Origin of the sequence: Deinococcus sp. QL22 (assembly GCF_023370075.1) — a bacterium.
Taxonomy (GTDB): domain Bacteria; phylum Deinococcota; class Deinococci; order Deinococcales; family Deinococcaceae; genus Deinococcus.
On sequence record NZ_CP097149.1, the window covers coordinates 2,182,935 to 2,201,712 of the forward strand.

Here is an 18,778-nt window from a genome sequence, read left to right on the forward strand (position 1 = left end):
CACTTGGGCCGGGCCTTCTCTGCGGGTCACCTTATTTCAGTGCTTTGATGACAGCTGGCGTCAGGTCGGTGGTCTGCGAGTTGGCGTAGACCACAAGGCCCGTTTTGGCGGCGATACTCTGGTCGAGTACCACGGTAAATCCACTGGTTTTGGCGACCTTGGCGACCGTCGCGTTCAACTTGGTTGCCAGCGGTGCAAAGGCCGTATTCAGGCGCGATTGGTAGCCGTTCTGGGTGGTTCGGAAAGCCTGCTGCGCCTTAACCAATGCCTGCTGATCGGCGGCTTTGCGGGACGCGGCGGCCTTGACCGCCAACGCCTGAATACTTTTGGTTCGGGCGGCCAGATCAGCCGTCACATTGGTATTGAGTTTCAGGTAGGTGGCGCTGTTGGGCATGGCCTTTACAGCGGCCTGTACGTTAACGAAGCCCACCCGTGAACGGGACTGTTGGGCGTGCGGCACTGTGACCATCAGGGCAAAAGGGAGAAGAAGCAGAGTCAGTTTAGGATTCATGTGTACCTCTGGAGAAGGGAAGGCGGGCGCAAAGAACAACCCCCGCCTGATGCGGGGGTGGGCAGGCTGACCCCGCAGGATCAGGGCTGCTGGCTCAGGGCTTCAGCGCCTTGACGGTGGCGTCGGTCATCTCGGCGGCGGGGTCGGCGTAGACCACCAGACCACTGTTCTTGGCAACGTTGCGATCCATGACCACGCCGAAGCCGTTGGCCTTGGCTACTTTGTCGATGGCGGCGTCAACGGCAGTTTCCACAACAGCAACTTTGGGAGCCAGTTGCTTGTCATACTCGGCGGCCTTGGCCTGACCGGTCTTGACGAGTGTTTCACGGCTCTGCTTGTCGGCGGCGGTGGCCTGCGAACCTTTGGCGTCAATGGCCTGAATCTGCTTGTTAATCCCACCGAGTTCAGTGTCAGCCGCCTTCTGAATTTTCTCGATTTCAGGGTTGGAGGGATGAGAGGTCAGCAGCTTTTGCACGTCTACAAAGCCGATTTTCTGGGGAGTGGTCTGGGCGTGTGGCGCGAGCGTACCGAGACCGAAGGCGGCGACGATAGCGACTGGGGCCAGTGCTTTGGGGGACAGGAACGATTTGGCGGAAAGCTTCATGATTTGCACCGTATCATGCTCATTTCTGAGCCGAATGAAGGCCGCCGTAGCCGGTTCACATCTCCCGTCAGAGAGGCGTCAGACCAGGAACGTCTCTCTGACGGCTCTGGGCAACGTAAACTGGTTCTTATGCTGGTACGCGACTGGATGACCCCTGACCCCATCACTGTGATGCCCGATACCCCCGTGATGGACGCCCTCAAGATTTTGAAGGAACGTGGCTTCCGGCGACTGCCTGTGATGCAGGACGGCCAACTGGTCGGCATCACCACCCGCAAAGACCTGAAGGACGCCGTGCCCAGCAAGGCCACGACCCTCAGTGTGTGGGAGCTGAATTACCTGCTGAGCAAACTGACGGTGGCCGAAATGATGGCCCGCCCCGTCATCACCGCCTCAGAGAGCGAATACATGGAGGACGCGGCCCTGCGGATGCAGGAACATGCCGTGGGCGGCCTGCCTGTCCTCGACGACTTTGGGCAACTGTGCGGCATCATCACCATCACCGATGTGCTGCGGGCCTTTACCAACATCATGGGCCTGCGTGAAGGCGGCAAACGCCTGACGCTCGATATGCCCGACGTGCCCGGCAGCCTTGCGCGGGCCACCCAGGCCATTCAGCCCAGCAACATCATCAGTGTGGCCACCTACCACAAAGACGCTGAACATGAAAACATCGGAGCAGGCCGCCGACGATTTGTGATACGGGTGACGGGCGAAGGCGTGCGCGACGTGCGGGCAAGGGTACGGGCCGTAGGAATAGACGTGCTGGACTGAGCGAAGTGGGGAAGGCAATTCGACCTGCCTTCCCCACTCCTGCAACAACAAAGCTGTGATAACGAGCTGTGATAAATGAAAGACCCGCCTAGCGCGGGTCTTTTTGTGGTGGGATGTGTAGGACTTGAACCTACAACCCGCTGATTAAAAGTCAGCTGCTCTACCAATTGAGCTAACATCCCTTCTCTGTTCCCGCTGCCCGTGTTGGGCTACGTGTGGCAGCGGGAATGAGTATACGTATGGTGGGTAGTTCTGTCAAATCTAGGCGGAAGGGCTATCGAATAGGGCTAGACCCTCAGCGTTTGAGATTGCGCGGCATGGGCGGCATTTTTTGGGGGAATCCACCTCTGCCTGGGCCTTTTCCGCCGGGGCCACTCATGCGGCCCAGCATCTTCATCATGTCCTTCATCTGCTCGTGCATTTTCAGAATCCGGTTGATGTCCTGCACGGTATGGCCGCTGCCCGCTGCGATGCGCTTGCGGCGTTTGCCGTCAATGATCTTGGGATTGCGCCTCTCTTTCAGGGTCATCGAACTGATCATGGCGTCAATGCGCTGAATCTGCGCCTCGTCGACATTGAAGCCTTCGGGCAGGGCGCGGCTCATGCCGGGAATGAGCTTCAGCAGGTCGCCCAACGGCCCCATCTTGCGAATCTGGCGCAGTTGTACCAGCAGGTCTTCCAGATCGAAGTCGCCGGGTTTTTTGACCTCCATCGCTTTCAGGTCGGCCTGCTGGGCACGTTCGATCAGGCCCAGCATGTCGCCCATGCCGAGGATTCGGCCCGCCACGCGGTCTGGGTAAAACGGCTCCAGTCCGGTCAGCTTTTCGCTGGTGCCTGAAAAATAAATCGGCTTTCCAGTGACGCTGCGGGCACTTAGAGCCGCGCCGCCGCGTGCATCGCCGTCCATCTTGGTGATGATCAGACCCGACAGATTCACGCGGGCATCGAAGGTTTGGGCCACGTTCAGGGCTTCCTGCCCCGTCATGGCGTCCACCACCAGCAGCGTTTCGCTGGGCTGCAACTGGCTTTGCAGGTCGGCCAACTGATCCATCAGCGCGGCGTCTATTTGCAGGCGGCCCGCCGTATCCACGATCACCAGATCACGGAAATCTTCTTTGAGGTGAGCGTCCAGCCGGGCCCGCGTCTGCTGGGGGGTTTCGCCGTCGGCCACCTTCAGCACGGGCACGCCCACCTGTTTTGCCAGCACTTCCAATTGGTCGCGGGCGGCGGGGCGCTGGGTATCGGCGGCCACCAGCAGCACGCGGCGGCCTTTAGCCTTGTAGTGGGCGGCCAGTTTGCCCGTGCTGGTCGTCTTGCCCGCTCCTTGCAGGCCCACCATGAACCACACGTTGCCTTCGGTTTTCAGGGTCGGCTGTGCCGCTTGCCCGCCCAGCGTCTCGATCAGTTCGTCGTGCACCATCTTCACGATGGTCTGGCCCGCGTTCAGGCTGCCCAGCACGTCCTGGCCCACGGCCTTTTCGCTCACGCGGGCCACAAAATCTTTGGCCACCGTAAAGTTCACGTCGGCTTCCAGCAGTGCCATCCGAATCTCGCGCATGGCGGCCTTCACCTGCGTGTCGGTGAGTTTGCTCTCGCGGCCCACCCGGTCAAGGATGTCCTGTAACTTGTTGCCCAGCGCCTCAAACATAGCGTGAGGCTACCACGCAGCCGGGGCCAGCTTTGTTGTGCAGGTGGGACAGGGTATAGGCGGGATAGATTGCCGGGGTGGGCAAATTGGTCAGAGACAGTATCCCGGCATTGGTGGGCGCGGGCGCAGTGGCGCGAGTTTTGGACGCAGACGAGTATGCAGTTGCCCTGCAAGCCAAGTTGAATGAGGAAGTGGCGGAATATCTGGCAGCGCATGACCCGGAGGAATTGGCCGACGTGCTGGAGGTCTTGCACACTCTGGCCGCCCTGCACGGCCTGACACCCCAGGAATTGGAGGCAAAGCGGGCTGCCAAAGCGGATGCACGGGGCGGTTTTGGTGGACGCGTCTGGATGGAGTTCTGACCTGTCCCGCCATGCCTAACGCCCGTTAGGTTTCCCGCGCTACCCTAGACCCATGACTCCAACCGATTCCACCCACAACCAAATTTCATGGCTTGCCGTGCCCACTGAAGCTGACGTGCCGGAAGGCGTGCGGAAGCTGTGGAGCAAAGCGGAGGCCAACGTCGGATTCGTGCCCAACGTGTTCCGCGCTCAGGCCCTCAACGGCGAGCAGTTCTTGGCGTGGTGGGGTTACTTCAACCTGCTGCTGAACAAGGAAGGCTTTCTGACGCCGCTGGAGCGCGAGATGGTGGCGGTGGTGGTCAGCGGCGCGAACCGCTGTATTTACTGCGCGGTGTCGCACGGGGCGGCCCTACGCGAATTCTTGCGGCAAGCGGGCGAGAACCCCCACACGGCAGACCTTGTGGCCGTGAACTGGCGACATGCCAGCCTCAGCCCCCGCAGGGCCGCCCTGTGCGCCTACGCCGAGCGCCTGACTCTGCATCCGGCAGAGGTGACCGAAGCCGACTTACAAACACTGCGCGACGTGGGCCTCAGCGATCAGCAGACTTTGGAACTCGTACAGGTGATCGGTATGTTCAACCTGACCAACCGAGTCAGCGGCGCACTGGGATTCTTGCCCAACGCCGAATATCACGGTCAGGGGCGGTAAAAGCAGAGACTAATACTTATAGAATCCTTCTCCGCTTTTGCGCCCCAACAGCCCCGCCTGCACCATCTTTCTCAGCAGCGGTGAAGGCCGGTATTTGTCGTCGCCTAGCCCTTTATGCAGCACTTCCATAATGGCAAGGCAGGTATCCAGCCCAATAAAATCGGCCAGAGTCAGCGGCCCCATCGGGTGATTCATGCCCAGTTTCATGATGCCGTCAATAGCCTCCGGTTCGGCCACGCCCTCCATCACACACTGAATAGCTTCGTTCAGCATGGGCATCAGGATTCGGTTGGATACGAAACCGGGGAAATCATTGCAGGTCAGCGGTGTTTTGCCCATCTGTTCGGCGGTCTGAATGACTTTTTGCGCCGTTTCATCGCTGGTGCTGTGGCCGCGAATGACTTCTACAAGCGCCATCAAGGGCACCGGATTCATAAAGTGCATCCCGATAAACTGTGTAGGGCGGCCTGATACACTGGCGAGGGCCGTAATAGGAATGCTGCTGGTATTGCTGGCTAAAATGCCTTCTGCCTTCACGATGCCCCCCAACGTGCGGAACAATTCGGCTTTGATGGCCTCGTTTTCCACGATGGCTTCCACCACCAGATCGCTGTCTGCAAAATCGGTCAGATCGGTGCTGAAGCGGATGCGGCCCATAATTTCGTCGGGCGTTTCGGTCAACTTGCCTTTTTCGTGCAGCTTAGCCAAGCTTTTTTGAATGGTGGCCCGTCCACGTTCCAGAAACTCTGGTTTGACATCCTGCACGATGACGCTAAAGCCACTTTGCGCGGCCACCTGTGCAATGCCCGCGCCCATCTGTCCTGCGCCTACGACTCCGAATTTCATTCCATGGCTCCTTGTGGGTTGTCTAAGGGTCTAAGGTGCTGGGGCGGTGGGTTTTTGGGCGACTAGAGCGTCTAGCATCGCCTTTGAATTTCGTAGACCCTTTAGACTTTCTCTATTCCACCAACGCTACCCCGTCCAATTCCAGCGCCTTACCGCGCTTCACGGGTGTAAACGGCGTGTAGCTGTATTCGCTGCACCCATTGATTACAAATGGATCATCCTTGAACACATCTTCCAGTTGCGCCTGATTGTCGGCATGGGCCAGCAAGATTCCGCCTGTGCCGTCCAGCATCCGGCCCGACACCAGAAACAGCCCACTGACATAGTGCTGATCCAACCAAGCGCGGTGTAGCGGCGTTACGGCGGCCAGTTCGTCGCCTGTTTTGAGGTAGCGGCTTTGGATGATCCAGAGGGTGGGAGCGGTCATAACTGGAGTTTACGGGGCGGGAAGGTCTAAGGGTCAAGGGTCGAATGGTCTAAAAAAGGCAAAGGCAGTATGGGACACTCTTTCTGATCGCTCTGTCCACCCAAAAATCCACCGCCCCAGCACCTTAGACCCTTCGACTTGCCCCTACACCCGCCGAACCGCCAATGCCAGCCCATTGCCGCCGCCCATGCACAGGGTCGCCACGCCCGTTTCCTTGTCCTGCGCCTTCAGTGCGTGCAGCAACGTGACCAGAATGCGTGCGCCACTTGCGCCAATCGGGTGGCCCAGTGCCACCGCGCCGCCGTTCACGTTCACGCGGGCGGGGTCAAGGCCCAGTTCCCGGCTCACGGCGAGGCTCTGCACGCTGAAGGCCTCGTTCAGTTCCCACAAATCCACATCGCCCACGCCCATGCCCAGATTCTTCAGCAGTTTTTGCGTGGCGGGCACAGGCGTCATCATCACCCATTCGGGGGCCATTCCGCCTGTCGCATACCCAGTGATTTCGGCCAGAGGCTTCAGCCCATGCGTGGCGGCGGCGTCTTCACTCATGACCAGCAGGCTGGCCGCGCCGTCGTTCAGGCCGGGGGCGTTGCCTGCCGTGACCGAACCGTCTTTGCGAAACGCGGGCTTCAGGCGGCCCAACGTTTCGGCATTCGTATCGGAGCGGGGGCCTTCATCGGCGTCTACAATGGAGTCACTCTTGCGGCCCTTCACAGTCACGGGCACGATTTCTTCGGCAAAGCGTCCGGCCCCCTGCGCGGCAATGGCTTTCTGGTGGCTGGCAGTGGCGTAGGCGTCCTGCTCGTCGCGCGTAATGGCGTATTTGTCGGCTACGCGCTCTCCGGTCAGGCCCATGCCCTCGTCGTTGATGGAGCACCACAGGCCGTCCTGGGTGTTGGCGTCCAGCACCTGCGCGTGGCCGAGGCGGTAGCCTTTGCGTGCGCCCGGCAGCAGGTGCGGCGCGTTGCTCATGGATTCCATGCCGCCCGCCAGCACCGCCGATTGGTCGCCCGCCCGGATGCTCTGCGCGGCCAAAATCACTGCTTTCAGGCCGCTGCCGCACACTTTGTTGATGGTCAGCGCCCCCACCTCGTTGCTGAGGCCCGCCGCCAGTGCCGCCTGCCGCGCCGGGTTTTGCCCGCAGCCTGCCTGCACGACCTGACCCATGATCACTTCTTCGATCAGTTCGGCAGGAATTCCGGCCCGGCGCAGGGTATCGGCCAGCGTAATGCTCCCCAGTTCTACCGCCCGTACCGATTCCAGCGCCCCCAGAAACTTGCCTGTCGGCGTGCGCGAGGCCGCCACTATCACTGCTTTGTTCATGAGGCAAGGATAGCGTAGGAAAACTAACGGGCGTTAGGCATGGCGGGACAGAGCGGTTTTTGGTCTTGCCGTGCGTCACCCCCTGCGGCTCAACTTCGGCCTTCTGCACCTTCTGCTGGCCCCCTGCCGGGTAGAATGAGCGGGCTATGGACATACCTCAGTATTTCCTATGAAACACCTTCAAGCCGCGCCCAGCCCGCTTTTCTCCGTGGTCGTGTGGCCAGTGACCCTGACCAATACTGGGGGTGTCCAGCGTTGCGCGACAGCTGAGGCGCTGGGAGACGCTCTCGTGATTGGCTACCAGACCCAGCGCCGATTGCTAGGCCTCACCGATGGGGCAGGGGAGAGGCTGCCTGCGGAGGTACTAATGAGGGCAGCCTTACTGGACTTTTACGGTGAGGAACGCTTTCGTTTGATCTGGCGTTAGAGTTATCCACACCCTCAAGGTTGCCCTGTGGATAACTGTTGCATCCAGTACACTTTCTGCACGCAGATGGGCTGACTTATGGGGAGGGAAAAACTATGTGCGCGCGAGGCAGGCCACAGCAAGGCCAGCGCGGGCCTAAGCTCAAGCAAGCTGACCAGAGAGGCGCGGCGCTGCTTACTCATACGCTCTTGGCCGTTTTGTGAGGGCGGGAAAGCTCGTCATTTCTCGTCATTGAGTTTCGGCATCTTTCGGCATGGCTGGAAGTTGGCCTATCCCGAATAACGGGCATGACCTGGAATCCGGGGGAGAGGGAGCACGCTCTATGCATCCGCCCACGCCAGGGCGGATCAGCAATCATAAAGGACACCTTCAGGTCTCCCCCTGCGGATTGGTATTCACGCTTACAGGTTTCACTAAGCTGAGGCGTGGCAGACGACGAAGATGTGTTGCAAACAGCGAAAGAACTGCTGGAGCGTTCTGCACGACTTCAGCAGGAACTGGAACACTTCTTCCAGCGCCAAGCCGAGCAAGACTCGAAGCTTGAATCTGCCGTAGATCAATTCTCCGAAGATACTCCTGGTGAGGACACTGACTCAGGCGGCCTGTGAGGGTGTGCAGGGTGAGGAGCGACCTCTAGCTGAGGGACGTCCTTTACACTGGCATATGGTTCCAACCGATGGTCTTCAGTTGCCTGATGATGTTGACGCCCGCACAGAGCGGTCTGCCTCTGCCTCCACCCGCAGACACGTGGGGGCCGCTGGATTGGTTCAACTCGACATCCTCGAAGGGATCATCCACGCAGGACGCGAACAGCTGGTGGTGACGCAGGCACTCCGGCGGGTCGTGGCCTCCACCATCGAACAGCAGCGTGCGACTCCCTTGGCTCAGATCGGGACTTTAGCCCATGAGCATCAAGTCCGGCTCAAAGAGATCATCAGTTCTGGGCGAACGCAGATCAACACGGCTTCCAAGTTGCGCGTCATTATCCAAGGCACCTTAGCCGAGATCCGTGCCACCCCACTGGAACACGTCAGTGGTCATCTGCTCACGACCTTGGGCGAGTCGGTTCGCCAGCAAGTCCAAGACCTGGAAGACATTATTCAAGCGGCAGTGACGTATGCCAGCACCCTGGAGCAGATCACCCAGTTGGAAGGGGTAAGCGCACAAGCGGCGGCCCAATTACAGCAAGTCGATCAGGAACGGGGAGAACGTGAGCTGATGCAGTTGGAACGTCAGGCTGCTGAGACACTCGAATACATCCGAACCCTGGAGCGGGTTGGACGAAATCATGCGGCCCAGAAGCGTGAACTGATCGCCGAAGCGCAGACCGCAGAAAGTCGGATTTCAGTGTTGGAAGAAGACAATGCCAATAGGCAAGCGGAACTCACCGAGCTGACCAGCCAACGGGATGCGGCTGTCATACAGCGAGAGGCATTGGAGAATGCTGCACGGGGGAGCAAGGTAGGGCGAGAGTCACAGGAATAGACCCACAGAGAACGGTGCGGAATACGCGCTCAGTCGAGGTTATGCAGCAGAGGAGGATTTCTCATGAAATCGACAGCGCAAAATTTCTCGCTCAAGAGCATCAAATTGCGGTTCTGCCTGCTTTGCTGAGATTCGTCCGACTTCCAGTGCCACCCACAGGTCGATGAAGGCACGTCGGAGGCGAGCTATTTCCGCTTCTTGGACGGCCGTAGGATGTTGCCTCACGTGATAAATAGTTGACGCCAATGCACCACAGACTCGGTCTACAGGTCTCATAAGCACCTCAAGCTCTACCTTAGTCCACATCAAGCTGAGCCGTGTCCGTTGACCTTCACTGTTGTGCGGGTACAGGAAATGAACTGAACCTTTCAGGATAGGCCACACAGGATGAATTGGGGTGTGTTTGACTGTGGTATGTGGCCTCCGTCAGAGGAAGAGAAAGTATTTGCAGAGCGTCTGGAGCGTGTGAGGGAGCAGCATAGGAAGACTGAACTGATGTTTTTAGAACTCGCCTCGCAACGATTTGAGCGGGAGGCCATCAGGCAGGAGATGAAGTGGAGAAGAGATAACTGGCATAAGTAGAACTACTCTTCCGTTGATAATGCGTGTATCAGCGGGCTAATCGTGAATTAAACCCAAGTTGTCAGATAACCTCGTGGACTTCCTATACCACCCATGAGCCAGCTGTTCAGTAGCCAGGGCAAGTACATTGCACGAGTCAGCAATACCTGTCTCCATGCACCCAACGGAGACAACATTGGTTGGTGGCTTCCTACCTAAAATATCTTTGTTGACCGCCAAGGCCGATACCTAGGCGTCTTATATGCCTCAAACCGATTGATACGCCAGCGGGGGAGCCCACCACGAATTATGGTGACGCTGGCGATGCGGGAATATCGGTGACGCTAGGTGATCCCGGCAACTATGGCCCTATCGGTCTGTCTGGTGGCTTTGAGGATGTGCCGACGCCTTGGCTGCGCTAGCTCTTTACCCAGCTAGTCACTTACACTCTCCGCACGCCAAGGCAGGAGCCGAGCGCCCTGTGAGACAGGAGCGGAGTCCTGCCACCCATGATCGGGGGGTAATTTGTTGGCACGAGAAAGCACATCCTGAAGCCCGGCAGAGTCTCCCTGATCAACTGCAAGAGGTAAGGTCAGCCTTGGAAGTTCATGCTGGCCTAGATCTGATCAGGTTTGGTCAGCTAGCTCTTGGAGAGCCCTTTGAATGAAGGGGTCATCCTCAAAGCGAATTTCTCGACCATCCGTGGATCGTTCTGGTTCCACCACTTGAATATTTGGGGTTACACCCTGTCCCTGAATCACTCCAGCTTGGGTGACCAGGAGCGCGCTAGGTACCAGGAGCCGGGCCCCGTTGGGAATCACAATGGGTACCGTGACAAGCCCCATCCCTGGAGTGCGTTCACCGACAACTGTGGCTCCCGCGTGTTGCAGGACGCTGGCCAAGACCTCTGCACCGGACGCGGTGTATCTATTGACCAGAATCACCACCCGGCCTAGGAAGTCTTTTGAACTCCGGGATGCTCGGGCATAGAGTTTGTCCCCACCATCACGGGATCGGAGATAGACGATGTCACCATCAATCCGTTCCATAAAAAAATCTGCTGCGTTAGCAACAGTGGACAAGGTTCCTCCGCTATTGTCCCGCAGGTCAAGCACTACCGTATTGACTCGGGCCGCCACGAGACTGACGAGGGTGCGCTGCAGTTCATCACTAAGATCAGGATGAAACAGCGTCGGCAGGGCAACGTAAGCTACCCCTGCTGGTAAGCCCTCCCGGCGCATCACGACAGCAGGCACAACTTCGCGTTGAAGGGTGACCTGTTGAGTCACACCCTTGCGGCTCACGGTCAGCTGGAAGGGGTGTTGAGCAGGAATCACTGCTAAAACAGAGAACAGCTGAGTTGCGTTGAGTTTGGTGACATCTTGGCCGTCGACAGCCTGAACCAGATCGCCGGGGTGCAGACCGCTGCGCCAAGCGGGACTATATCTGGCCACTCCGGTGATGTTGGTCAACGCGGTGTTCCCCGTGACTGGGCCAAAATCGATTCCGTGGCTGATCCTGGGATCCACGTTAAGGAGGGGATCATTGGGCGGGTAATACCGAGTCAATCCATCGTTCAGCAGCGCTGGGATGTTGTGAAGGCCACCTGAAGCCGCGCGTTCTAGGGCTGGCCGATCTAGGGGTTGGTAGTAGGTGTTCTCAAAATTGTCGAGAATTTTGACGAGCTGCTCGGGGGTCAGGGAGTCGGTCTGAGCGCCCGCAAAATTCCCTAAGGAAAGAAGCATGAGCGTGAAGAACCAAGGGATGCGCATGAGACAGTCTAATGTGGAGCTCTGTCAGTTGAAGCTGGATGTGTCTGGAACCAGAAGGCAACTGCATCAAAAACTCGGGCCAATGCCCCCAATCAACACTTATCAGCACCCCAAGGTAACGCTGTGGATAACTTACGCCAGGTCTGAGGCAAAAAGGCCGCGCTCCAGCAGCCCAGCTGAGCCCCTTTCAAAGGCCGGATGGATCACCCCACCCCGCCCACCCGCGCCTGCTGGGTGAGTGGCGCGGCACGAACCTGAGGCGCTGCGCTGGTAAGGAGCGGCTGCGTCTACCCCCAGCGCCCACCCCCCAGCGCCCGGGCAGGGAGGAGGGCCAGCCGCTAGGATGAGACCGCATGACGATCCTGCCCTCCATCCGCACGCGCACGCCACTCAAGCTGGCCGCCGCCGCGCTCACCCTCGCCCTGGCCTCCTGCGGTTCAGGACCCGGAGAGGTGCTCCCACCGCTGCCGCCCGTGCCCCCCGTCACCGCCCCGATGATCTCGGGGACGGTCGAGCTGGGCACCACCATCGACGGCGAGAGCAGCGCCTTCCACACCCGCGCTGAGGCTGCCGGGCGCGCCCTGGAGGTGCGTCCCGCCGTGCCCGCTGCAGCCGCCACCATGGCCATGCAGGCACTGTCCGGCAAGGGGCTGTCCGCGCAGGGCGCGGGCGTGCACGCGCAGGCCATTACGGTCAGCCCGGTGGTGCTGGCCAGCACGGTAGTCGGCACGAACCTGCGCTACGCACTGGGCATCCCAGCCGCTCCGCCCCAGGGCTCGCTGATGCCCGCCCGCAGCGTCTGGCCCGAGGGCTCCGGCGTGCAGTGCACCCGTGAGGTCGACCTCGTCTCGGACGCTGCAGCCCAGCTGGTGGCCGGCGAGTTCATCCTGGCCCCCGGTGCCGGGGTCGACCACGCCGACCTGCTGGTGTCCGAGCTGCTGCGGGCGAGCAGCACGGCGTTGCTCTCGAACTACCAAGAGCTGATCTACGCCGACCGCGCGCTCGTGATCCGCGCCCTGGGCACGTGCACCTTCACGGCCCCCAGCGGCGCGCAGACCCGCGTCGCCGTCGACGTCGACCAGTCTTTCGCAGCCGGCTGGAACGTCGCCGCCGGCAGCCTGACGCTGGAGTCCAGCGGCGGCCGCCTGGCGATGCGTTCCGCCGCGACTGGCACGCTCGACCTGTACGCTTTGGATTGAGCTGCCCCACAGCCCATCAGTCCCTGTCCAGCTCAGTCGCTGTAGCTGCCCCCGCCGCCAGTGCTTGCTCCCCCAGTGCCCGCGCACCCCGGCTGCGGGGTGCGCGGGCTGGGCCAAACAGTCGATCAACACATCGACTCGCTGACGGTGAATGGGAAGTGCCCGAGAAGCTTTAAGGCTACCTCGATAGATCACAGTTCCACCAAAAAGGCTCATGTCGTCAAGCAATTCAGGTGCATTTTGATGACTTCCAGGGGTCATGATCAGGTCTAGTTCGACGGATCGTTTCCATACATGGCGCTGAATCATGCCAAAAAAAGCCCTCGCCCAGGCATCAGCGCAGGTGAGGGCTTCTTTGTTGCTCTGGCTTATCCGCCCTTCCTCCCGCTGCCATCGTTCTCGGGCTTCGGTGCGGGTGGTGGGGTCGGCACTGGCTTGTCTTTCGGCATGATTCAGCGTGCGCCTGATCCTCCGACAGCTGACTGACAACCCCTCACGTGTCCGGGATTTCAATGGCGTCCAGTTCCATCGTTCTTCTCGCGCTCAAGGCTCGCTCAATGTCGTGCTTTTTCCTGTTTCTCTCCCCGGCTACCATTTCCTTACGCTGAGGCAGGAGCCGTGTGCCCTGTGAGACAGGAGCGGAGCCGTGCCCCCCATGATCGGGGGGTAATTTGTTGGCAAGAGAAAGCACATCCTGAAGCCCGGCAGAGTCTCCCTGATCAACACTATCCACAGCCTTTTATTGGCTTGTGGTTACTCTCTGCGCCGCCGCCAGAGGATGCGACCGCCATCGCCTATCGGAACCATCTCCATGAGGCCGTCCCACTGGAGTTGTTCCAGCGCCGTTACAGTGACCTGCAGCGATCCCGCTGCGTCCGGCCACTGGATCCACCATTGATGAATACCGTTCACCGTATCCGCGCTATCGGGATGCGCGTTCACATAGTTGATGATTTCGTTGCTTGCAAAACGGGTCAGATCTTCGTCCATATCAGTCTCCTATCGTGTCAAAACGTAAAAATGCCCTTGCCCACGCATGAGCGCAGGTGAGGGCTTTGACTACCCGCCTCTACCGCCAATGTGGTCGGGCTTCGGTGCGGGTGGCGGGGGCGGCACGGGTTTGTCTTTCGGCATAATCCAGCGTGCGCCTGATCCCCTCTCAGCAATCTGACAATGCCTCACGTATCCGGGACTTGGGCAGCATCCAGCTCCAATACACTTTTCCCACGCTTCGGCGGGAGCATGTCTCCCCACCAGCGGCGGCGCCCCGTCCTTCACTGGGCGGGTTTTTCATACGGTGGGGGTGTATCAGAAATCCGATAGACCTACTTCCTGACCCGAATTCATACTGGAGTTGCGCTGGACAGGTGGATGGTACCGCTTGATCAAGCGTGCCCCCCGTGTAGGGGGCTTTTTCTTGGCAAGAGAAAAGCCCGCGCTGAGGCGGGCAGAGAGAAGTTAAGAACTGTTACTCAGGCGCACCATTCACGTATGTGGCACGGTCGGTCATGACCTTAACGCTCAAGGTGCCGTCCGCACGGGCACCGATCTCACAAGTGGTTACCACATCAGGCGGAGTTCCCCAGCTATAGCCACTGCTACTGCCGTTCTCGTTGAGCAGTTCAGTAGGCGCTTTACAGTCTGTGGGTAAACCTGCCACGGTACGGTGCGAACTATCAGCCATCCAAGCGAAAGTTACATGGGTCACGTTTGAAGCAAACATTTGGGCAGTACGTTCTTTAGCGACCTGGCGTGCACTCAGCAGATTGGGAATCAGCACGGCAGCAAGAATGCCAATGATGGCAATGACCACCAGTAATTCGAGCAAAGTGAAGCCTTGCGTGGATTGATTCATAGGATGAGTTACCTCATGCCAAATACTTTGGTCGGAGTATGAAAAACCGCCCCGAAGGGCGGCCTAGGGTTCAACTTAGATCAGGGAGTAGTGGTAGCGAATGCCGTGACTTCCTTGCCGTTCTGAAACAGCTTTTCATTGCCGGAGTCGTTCATCGTGGTGTTCACGAAGAAGTCGTCGGAGCCGTTGGCAAGGAGGGCGCAGGTCGCGACGCCTGCGGGTGCATCATCTACAGGATAGGTGCCTTCGACAGCTACTTTGCAATCAACATTCATATCATCAATAACGCTCTGAGAGGTTGCCGCGTTGTCGCTGGCCAAGTTGGCGACAGCGGCTTTGTAGACGCTGGCGTTGTGGGCCTGTCCTGCACGGGCAGTGGCGCTCTTACGGGCACCCAACAGGTTGGGGATCAGCACGGCGGCCAGGATCCCAATAATAGCGATCACGATTAGCAACTCAATCAGGGTGAAGCCTTGCGTATTGTTCTTCATGGTGTTCTCCTAGGGGGCGTCCAGATAAGGGATAGATGCGTCTGGTTGGCCGAGTATGGCGTGGGCAACCGCAGGAACCTCCTGCTTTTGCTAATCAACACATTACCCAGATGTCTCTAACACTTCTCTTACGCGTTACTAATCACAGTTGGTTTCAGGTTCAACTGTCCTCGTGGCATATGAAGTTCAATAAGCCAGGGTGCAGTGGCTGGTGGATTGCTACACATGTTTCAGTGATGTGGACGAGAGTCAGAGATAGCTAGCGGTTGGGTACGTTGGGAGTCGGAACGCTAGCTTTCTTCCCATGCCACAACATTTAGGCCTTGCCCTCACGGTGGAACAACGTCAGCACCCGTTTAAGTTCATCACATTGACAGGCATTCCTGCTGTTAGGGCACGGCAAATCTGTCTTATTACCCCGTTTAGGGCTTGTTTCTCTCGTAATGAGCGTAGAATCTCTGGAATTCGTCTCAAACGTCATTCTTCTGCTTTTCTGCCGCCCAGACCGGGTTGCTCATGAGCTCTGCCCAGCTTGGTCAAAAACCTCATTCAGCGCTAACTCCGATGAGGACGGAGTTTCAAGCCCTAAACGGGGTTTATTGTCATTGAGACTTAGTGTACGCGCCCTGACAGATGAGCTCGTTACGAGTCTCCGCTCGGTTACCTGCCGAAATACGTGTAGCACTCCATTAAGTGGAGTAGTGTGCAATAAAAAAACCGCCCCGAAGGGCGGCCTAGGGTTCAACTTAGATCAGGGAGTAGTGGTAGCGAATGCCGTGACTTCCTTGCCGTTCTGAAACAGCTTTTCATTGCCGGAGTCGTTCATCGTGGTGTTCACGAAGAAGTCGTCGGAGCCATTGGCAAGGAGGGCGCAGGTCGCGACGCCTGCAGGTGCATCATCTACAGGAAAGGTGCCTTCGACAGCTACTTTGCAATCAACATTCATATCATCAATAACGCTCTGAGAGGTTTCGGTGGTGCTCTCGGTTAGGCGAGCAATGGCGGCTTTGTAGACGCTGGCGTTGTGGGCCTGTCCTGCACGGGCAGTGGCGCTCTTACGGGCACCCAACAGGTTGGGGATCAGCACGGCGGCCAGGATCCCAATAATAGCGATCACGATTAGCAACTCAATCAGGGTGAAACCTTGCGTGTTGTTCTTCATGGTGATCTCCTTGGGGCCGTCCAGATAAGGGATAGATGCGTCTGGTTGGCCGGGTATGGCGGGCAGTAAGCACTCGCTGACTGCTGAATGCATACTACTTCATATCCGCTAATAAATCGTTAATAGTGCAGAGAATTGGGCATAGCTCGACCTTAATCATTCAGATTGTCATAGTTCCTATGAGCTCAACCTGCTACAGCAGAAATCACCTTAAATCGTAAAAACAACTATTTCTGATCAGAGACGAACTGTGCAGACCCTAAAAATTCAAGACTGGGCTGGTGCACGCCCTGCTCAACGCGCACCAGCCAGCCTTTCTTTACACGCACGGCCAACCAATTGGTGGTTCGTTGTTTTTCTTCTGGGAAGAGCGTCTGGGCAACCTCAGGCTTGGTGGCGGGCCACTCCAAGCGGGCAATCTCTTGTCGGAAACGCAATTGCAACTCATTCTCGGCCTGAACCAGTTGAAAGTATCTTCCAGCCCCAAACTCACTCAGCCGGAACTCCTGCATGATTTGCTCACGGGTCGCCCCTTGTGAGATGCGAGCATAAATGTCTTGCTGCTGTTCAGGCGTCTTCTGCTTTACCCCAACGATCCCATGGCTGAGACGCAAGTGCCGACTCACGGCCATCACCTGATACCCCCCTGCATTGATGGCAATTTCGGCGTGACTATGCCCACGCGCCAATTGATCGTCCACCCAGGCCCGGCTCCAGTAAAGGGGAAGGCCACGTTCTCGAAGTTCTTCTTCCGTCCAGACTTTGTCTTCTGATGCAGCTTTTTTGTGGATATGGGTAAGCTGGTGGGGTTTGTATTGAGGTGGGGCCAGTTTGACATCACGGCAGGCGTTCAGGACGGCATTGCGACAGAACGCTTCAAGGCTCAGGGCGGTACGCTGGGCTGCAGCTTCCGCACGACGCAGTTCTTCAGCAGCCAGAGTAATCGTGATCTTGAAACCGGCTGGCATGGGGCATGCTGCCATACATGAACTGAAAACCGCCCCCGCCCACAGCCGAGGCTGAGGCGGGTGTTTCTTTGCCCGCGAATACAGAAAAAAGCCCGCGCCCACGCATCAGCGCAGTAGGGTTGCGTATGACTCTTCGCCGTCGCTGGCCCGTGCTGGCCCTGGTGCTGTTCACCTTCGCGCCGCTCATCAGCGTCTTGCTGGCCTCCAGCATGGCTAGCGCCCGTGGTTGCATCCTCAGCAGCGCCGGTGTTCGGCCCTGCCTGATCCTGGGATGGGACGCTGGTTCACTGCTGAATACCATGGCGCTGCTCAGTTGGTTCAGTCTGGCCACGCTCCCCTTGGGGTTCCTGATTGGGTGCGCGTGGCTGATCATCGGGTGGATGAAACGCCAAAAGCAGAAAAGCGCGAACGATCCAGCCCAATAAGGGACAACCGAAAAATGCCCTCACCTGCGCTGATGCGTGGGTGAGGGCATTGCCTTGCTCGCCCTGGATGACCCGCCCTTCGTGCCGCCCGCGTCTGGCGGCGGGATTGGCTTGGGCTGGTCTGGTGTGATCAGGCCCTAGGGTGGGCCTGCCTGGTGAGCTGCTGAAGGATGGACTGTGCGGAGTGGCCTGCCAATCGCTCCTCGCTCCTCTCCTCTGCATGGCCGAGGGGAACGGAGAGCGGCAGGTAGTCCAGTCGGACGTCTCCAAATCTCAAGCCACCAATGGGGAGACGCCGCAGCGCCTTGGTCAGCCAGGGCACCCGGGCCTGAACGTCAGCCACGGTGGGGAGACGGTCCAGTTCCCGCCGTAACGCCGCGTACGCTTCCGCTCGCAGCAACGTATCGGCATACACGTGTGCGGGCTCCAGCTGCTCGCTCAGCACGACCTGAGGGAGAAGGGGCAGGTGCTCATCCCAGGGTTGACGCTGGACACTGACATCCACCACCAGGAAGGGCGGGGCGAGCACCCAGGCGTGTCCCGTGACCGTGGTGCCCTGGAGATCGGAAAGGGCGGGCAGACTCAGCCGGGTCGACGGCAGCGTGACCCCCAACGCACCGTTGATGACGGCGTTCCAGATGCCTTGAGCGTTCAGGAGCCGGCTCAGCAGTTGAGCCGTGGCCAGGCAGTGTCCAAGACGTCCATCTTTCAGGAGGAGGCCATGCACCATTCGGGCCGTCTGCACGACGACGTCTCGGGCATGGGCCGCTTCAGTTCCAGATTGCGGGCGCGTGAGGACGAAGCGGGCGTAGGCTTCTGAAAGAAAGGGGTCAAGCTCAGCGGCAGCGTGAAACGGCGCCCCAGTGATGAAGCCGGGGCGGGTATGATCCAGGCTGAGCGCCCCAAACCGCGCCTGCAAGTGTTCATGCTCCGTCAGCCTGGCCCCCGTTTATAGCGAAGCACCTGAAGGTCGCTGGGGTGTCAGCTGGTGAGGTCCACAGGGATGGATCATGGCTACCAAAATAAAGGAAAAATGAATGTGTGTGAAGACTCGCATCCGGCCAGCCTCCAGAGGATCACGAGGTCAGGTGATCGGTGCGGTCGTTCACCCGGCGTGATGTTCACCAGCGATGACCGTTTCCCACTGAGCAATTGGGCCGTCTCTGAAGTGTTGCAGCATCGGGGGATGGGGAAGCTCCGTCTCCCAACCTCTCTTTCACCTCTGAACGTGATCCCATCCCCACACGCTGTGGCGGAAGTGAATTTTCCTACCCGCTACAGCGGCCTGC

The 18,778-nt window shown here is 58.8% G+C and carries 19 protein-coding genes, 1 tRNA gene and 1 pseudogene; 7 read left to right on the forward strand and 14 right to left on the reverse strand.

Translation table 11 applies throughout. From position 1 onward, the window contains the following. Positions 1-31: 31 nt before the first annotated feature. Together M1R55_RS10920 and M1R55_RS10925 are read right to left on the reverse strand one after the other, a co-directional pair. The gene (locus M1R55_RS10920; RefSeq protein WP_249391794.1) at positions 32-511 is read right to left on the reverse strand and encodes an OmpH family outer membrane protein; all 480 of its coding nucleotides are present in this window, start codon (positions 509-511) and stop codon (positions 32-34) included. Between the two features lie 94 nt (positions 512-605). After that, positions 606-1,115, reverse strand: a complete 510-nt coding sequence (locus M1R55_RS10925; RefSeq protein WP_249391795.1) for an OmpH family outer membrane protein — start codon at positions 1,113-1,115, stop codon at positions 606-608. 129 nt (positions 1,116-1,244) lie between these two features. Between M1R55_RS10925 and M1R55_RS10930 the strand changes: the two genes are divergently transcribed. After that, positions 1,245-1,889: a CBS and ACT domain-containing protein gene (locus M1R55_RS10930; RefSeq protein WP_249391796.1), complete on the forward strand. Its 645-nt coding sequence runs from the start codon at positions 1,245-1,247 to the stop codon at positions 1,887-1,889. Between the two features lie 106 nt (positions 1,890-1,995). Here M1R55_RS10930 and M1R55_RS10935 read toward each other — a convergent pair. Both M1R55_RS10935 and ffh read right to left on the reverse strand, forming a co-directional pair. Further along, positions 1,996-2,071: transfer RNA gene (locus tag M1R55_RS10935), tRNA-Lys, on the reverse strand. A gap of 113 nt (positions 2,072-2,184) precedes the next feature. Beyond that, entirely contained in the window at positions 2,185-3,537 is a 1,353-nt protein-coding gene (ffh, locus tag M1R55_RS10940; protein ID WP_249391797.1) for a signal recognition particle protein, read from the reverse strand. Positions 3,538-3,614: 77 nt separating this feature from the next. Between ffh and M1R55_RS10945 the strand changes: the two genes are divergently transcribed. Then, a complete protein-coding gene (locus M1R55_RS10945) occupies positions 3,615-3,899 on the forward strand; it encodes a nucleoside triphosphate pyrophosphohydrolase (RefSeq protein ID WP_249391798.1) in 285 nt (94 codons plus the stop codon). A gap of 52 nt (positions 3,900-3,951) precedes the next feature. Next, a complete protein-coding gene (locus M1R55_RS10950; protein WP_249391799.1) occupies positions 3,952-4,548 on the forward strand; it encodes a peroxidase-related enzyme in 597 nt (198 codons plus the stop codon). A 9-nt stretch (positions 4,549-4,557) separates the two neighbouring features. On the opposite strand, the gene M1R55_RS10955 is transcribed toward M1R55_RS10950, so the two are convergent. The 3 genes from M1R55_RS10955 to M1R55_RS10965 form a co-directional block, all read right to left on the reverse strand. Further along, a complete protein-coding gene (locus tag M1R55_RS10955) occupies positions 4,558-5,394 on the reverse strand; it encodes a 3-hydroxyacyl-CoA dehydrogenase family protein (protein WP_249391800.1) in 837 nt (278 codons plus the stop codon). Positions 5,395-5,506: 112 nt separating this feature from the next. Continuing rightward, complete coding sequence (locus tag M1R55_RS10960) at positions 5,507-5,821, reverse strand: YciI family protein (protein ID WP_249391801.1); 315 nt, start codon at positions 5,819-5,821, stop codon at positions 5,507-5,509. A 144-nt stretch (positions 5,822-5,965) separates the two neighbouring features. Next, positions 5,966-7,144: an acetyl-CoA C-acetyltransferase gene (locus tag M1R55_RS10965; protein ID WP_249391802.1), complete on the reverse strand. Its 1,179-nt coding sequence runs from the start codon at positions 7,142-7,144 to the stop codon at positions 5,966-5,968. Between the two features lie 852 nt (positions 7,145-7,996). On the opposite strand from M1R55_RS10965, the gene M1R55_RS10970 reads away from it, so the two are divergent. Beyond that, entirely contained in the window at positions 7,997-8,179 is a 183-nt protein-coding gene (locus tag M1R55_RS10970) for a hypothetical protein (protein WP_249391803.1), read from the forward strand. Between the two features lie 55 nt (positions 8,180-8,234). Then, positions 8,235-9,056, forward strand: a complete 822-nt coding sequence (locus M1R55_RS10975; protein WP_249391804.1) for a hypothetical protein — start codon at positions 8,235-8,237, stop codon at positions 9,054-9,056. A gap of 1,187 nt (positions 9,057-10,243) precedes the next feature. Here the strand turns inward: M1R55_RS10975 and M1R55_RS10980 are convergent. Next, positions 10,244-11,389 carry a S41 family peptidase gene (locus tag M1R55_RS10980; RefSeq protein WP_249391805.1) on the reverse strand — a complete coding sequence of 382 codons (1,146 nt, stop codon included), beginning with the start codon at positions 11,387-11,389 and terminating at the stop codon, positions 10,244-10,246. A gap of 353 nt (positions 11,390-11,742) precedes the next feature. Here M1R55_RS10980 and M1R55_RS10985 point away from each other — a divergent pair, with 353 nt between their 5' ends. After that, positions 11,743-12,588, forward strand: a complete 846-nt coding sequence (locus M1R55_RS10985; RefSeq protein WP_249391806.1) for a hypothetical protein — start codon at positions 11,743-11,745, stop codon at positions 12,586-12,588. Between the two features lie 753 nt (positions 12,589-13,341). Here M1R55_RS10985 and M1R55_RS10990 read toward each other — a convergent pair. The 5 genes and pseudogenes from M1R55_RS10990 to M1R55_RS11010 form a co-directional block, all read right to left on the reverse strand. Continuing rightward, positions 13,342-13,578 (reverse strand): hypothetical protein, encoded by a 237-nt coding sequence (locus M1R55_RS10990; protein ID WP_249391807.1) that lies wholly within the window; start codon positions 13,576-13,578, stop codon positions 13,342-13,344. A gap of 478 nt (positions 13,579-14,056) precedes the next feature. Then, positions 14,057-14,443, reverse strand: coding sequence for a type II secretion system protein (locus tag M1R55_RS10995; RefSeq protein WP_249391808.1), 387 nt, complete (start codon positions 14,441-14,443; stop codon positions 14,057-14,059). An 80-nt stretch (positions 14,444-14,523) separates the two neighbouring features. Then, entirely contained in the window at positions 14,524-14,934 is a 411-nt protein-coding gene (locus tag M1R55_RS32105; RefSeq protein ID WP_371827104.1) for a type II secretion system protein, read from the reverse strand. Between the two features lie 1,048 nt (positions 14,935-15,982). After that, positions 15,983-16,096: pseudogene (locus M1R55_RS11005) on the reverse strand (type IV pilin protein); the annotation flags it as partial. Between the two features lie 227 nt (positions 16,097-16,323). Continuing rightward, complete coding sequence (locus M1R55_RS11010) at positions 16,324-17,064, reverse strand: hypothetical protein (protein ID WP_249391809.1); 741 nt, start codon at positions 17,062-17,064, stop codon at positions 16,324-16,326. 125 nt (positions 17,065-17,189) lie between these two features. Here M1R55_RS11010 and M1R55_RS11015 point away from each other — a divergent pair, with 125 nt between their 5' ends. Further along, complete coding sequence (locus M1R55_RS11015; RefSeq protein WP_249391810.1) at positions 17,190-17,489, forward strand: hypothetical protein; 300 nt, start codon at positions 17,190-17,192, stop codon at positions 17,487-17,489. 130 nt (positions 17,490-17,619) lie between these two features. Here M1R55_RS11015 and M1R55_RS11020 read toward each other — a convergent pair whose 3' ends face one another. After that, positions 17,620-18,408, reverse strand: coding sequence for a hypothetical protein (locus tag M1R55_RS11020; protein ID WP_249391811.1), 789 nt, complete (start codon positions 18,406-18,408; stop codon positions 17,620-17,622). Positions 18,409-18,778: the final 370 nt, after the last annotated feature.

Coding starts and splice junctions, on each gene's coding strand:
- M1R55_RS10960 (WP_249391801.1), bottom strand. CDS start 5,821: ATGACCGCTCCCACCCTCTGGATCATCCAAAGCCGCTACCTCAAAACA.
- ffh (WP_249391797.1), bottom strand. CDS start 3,537: ATGTTTGAGGCGCTGGGCAACAAGTTACAGGACATCCTTGACCGGGTG.
- M1R55_RS10930 (WP_249391796.1), top strand. CDS start 1,245: ATGCTGGTACGCGACTGGATGACCCCTGACCCCATCACTGTGATGCCC.
- M1R55_RS32105 (WP_371827104.1), bottom strand. CDS start 14,934: ATGAAGAACAATACGCAAGGCTTCACCCTGATTGAGTTGCTAATCGTG.
- M1R55_RS10925 (WP_249391795.1), bottom strand. CDS start 1,115: ATGAAGCTTTCCGCCAAATCGTTCCTGTCCCCCAAAGCACTGGCCCCA.
- M1R55_RS10975 (WP_249391804.1), top strand. CDS start 8,235: ATGGTTCCAACCGATGGTCTTCAGTTGCCTGATGATGTTGACGCCCGC.
- M1R55_RS10995 (WP_249391808.1), bottom strand. CDS start 14,443: ATGAATCAATCCACGCAAGGCTTCACTTTGCTCGAATTACTGGTGGTC.
- M1R55_RS10955 (WP_249391800.1), bottom strand. CDS start 5,394: ATGAAATTCGGAGTCGTAGGCGCAGGACAGATGGGCGCGGGCATTGCA.
- M1R55_RS10985 (WP_249391806.1), top strand. CDS start 11,743: ATGACGATCCTGCCCTCCATCCGCACGCGCACGCCACTCAAGCTGGCC.
- M1R55_RS10950 (WP_249391799.1), top strand. CDS start 3,952: ATGACTCCAACCGATTCCACCCACAACCAAATTTCATGGCTTGCCGTG.
- M1R55_RS10965 (WP_249391802.1), bottom strand. CDS start 7,144: ATGAACAAAGCAGTGATAGTGGCGGCCTCGCGCACGCCGACAGGCAAG.
- M1R55_RS11015 (WP_249391810.1), top strand. CDS start 17,190: ATGACTCTTCGCCGTCGCTGGCCCGTGCTGGCCCTGGTGCTGTTCACC.
- M1R55_RS10990 (WP_249391807.1), bottom strand. CDS start 13,578: ATGGACGAAGATCTGACCCGTTTTGCAAGCAACGAAATCATCAACTAT.
- M1R55_RS10980 (WP_249391805.1), bottom strand. CDS start 11,389: ATGCGCATCCCTTGGTTCTTCACGCTCATGCTTCTTTCCTTAGGGAAT.
- M1R55_RS11010 (WP_249391809.1), bottom strand. CDS start 17,064: ATGCCAGCCGGTTTCAAGATCACGATTACTCTGGCTGCTGAAGAACTG.
- M1R55_RS10920 (WP_249391794.1), bottom strand. CDS start 511: ATGAATCCTAAACTGACTCTGCTTCTTCTCCCTTTTGCCCTGATGGTC.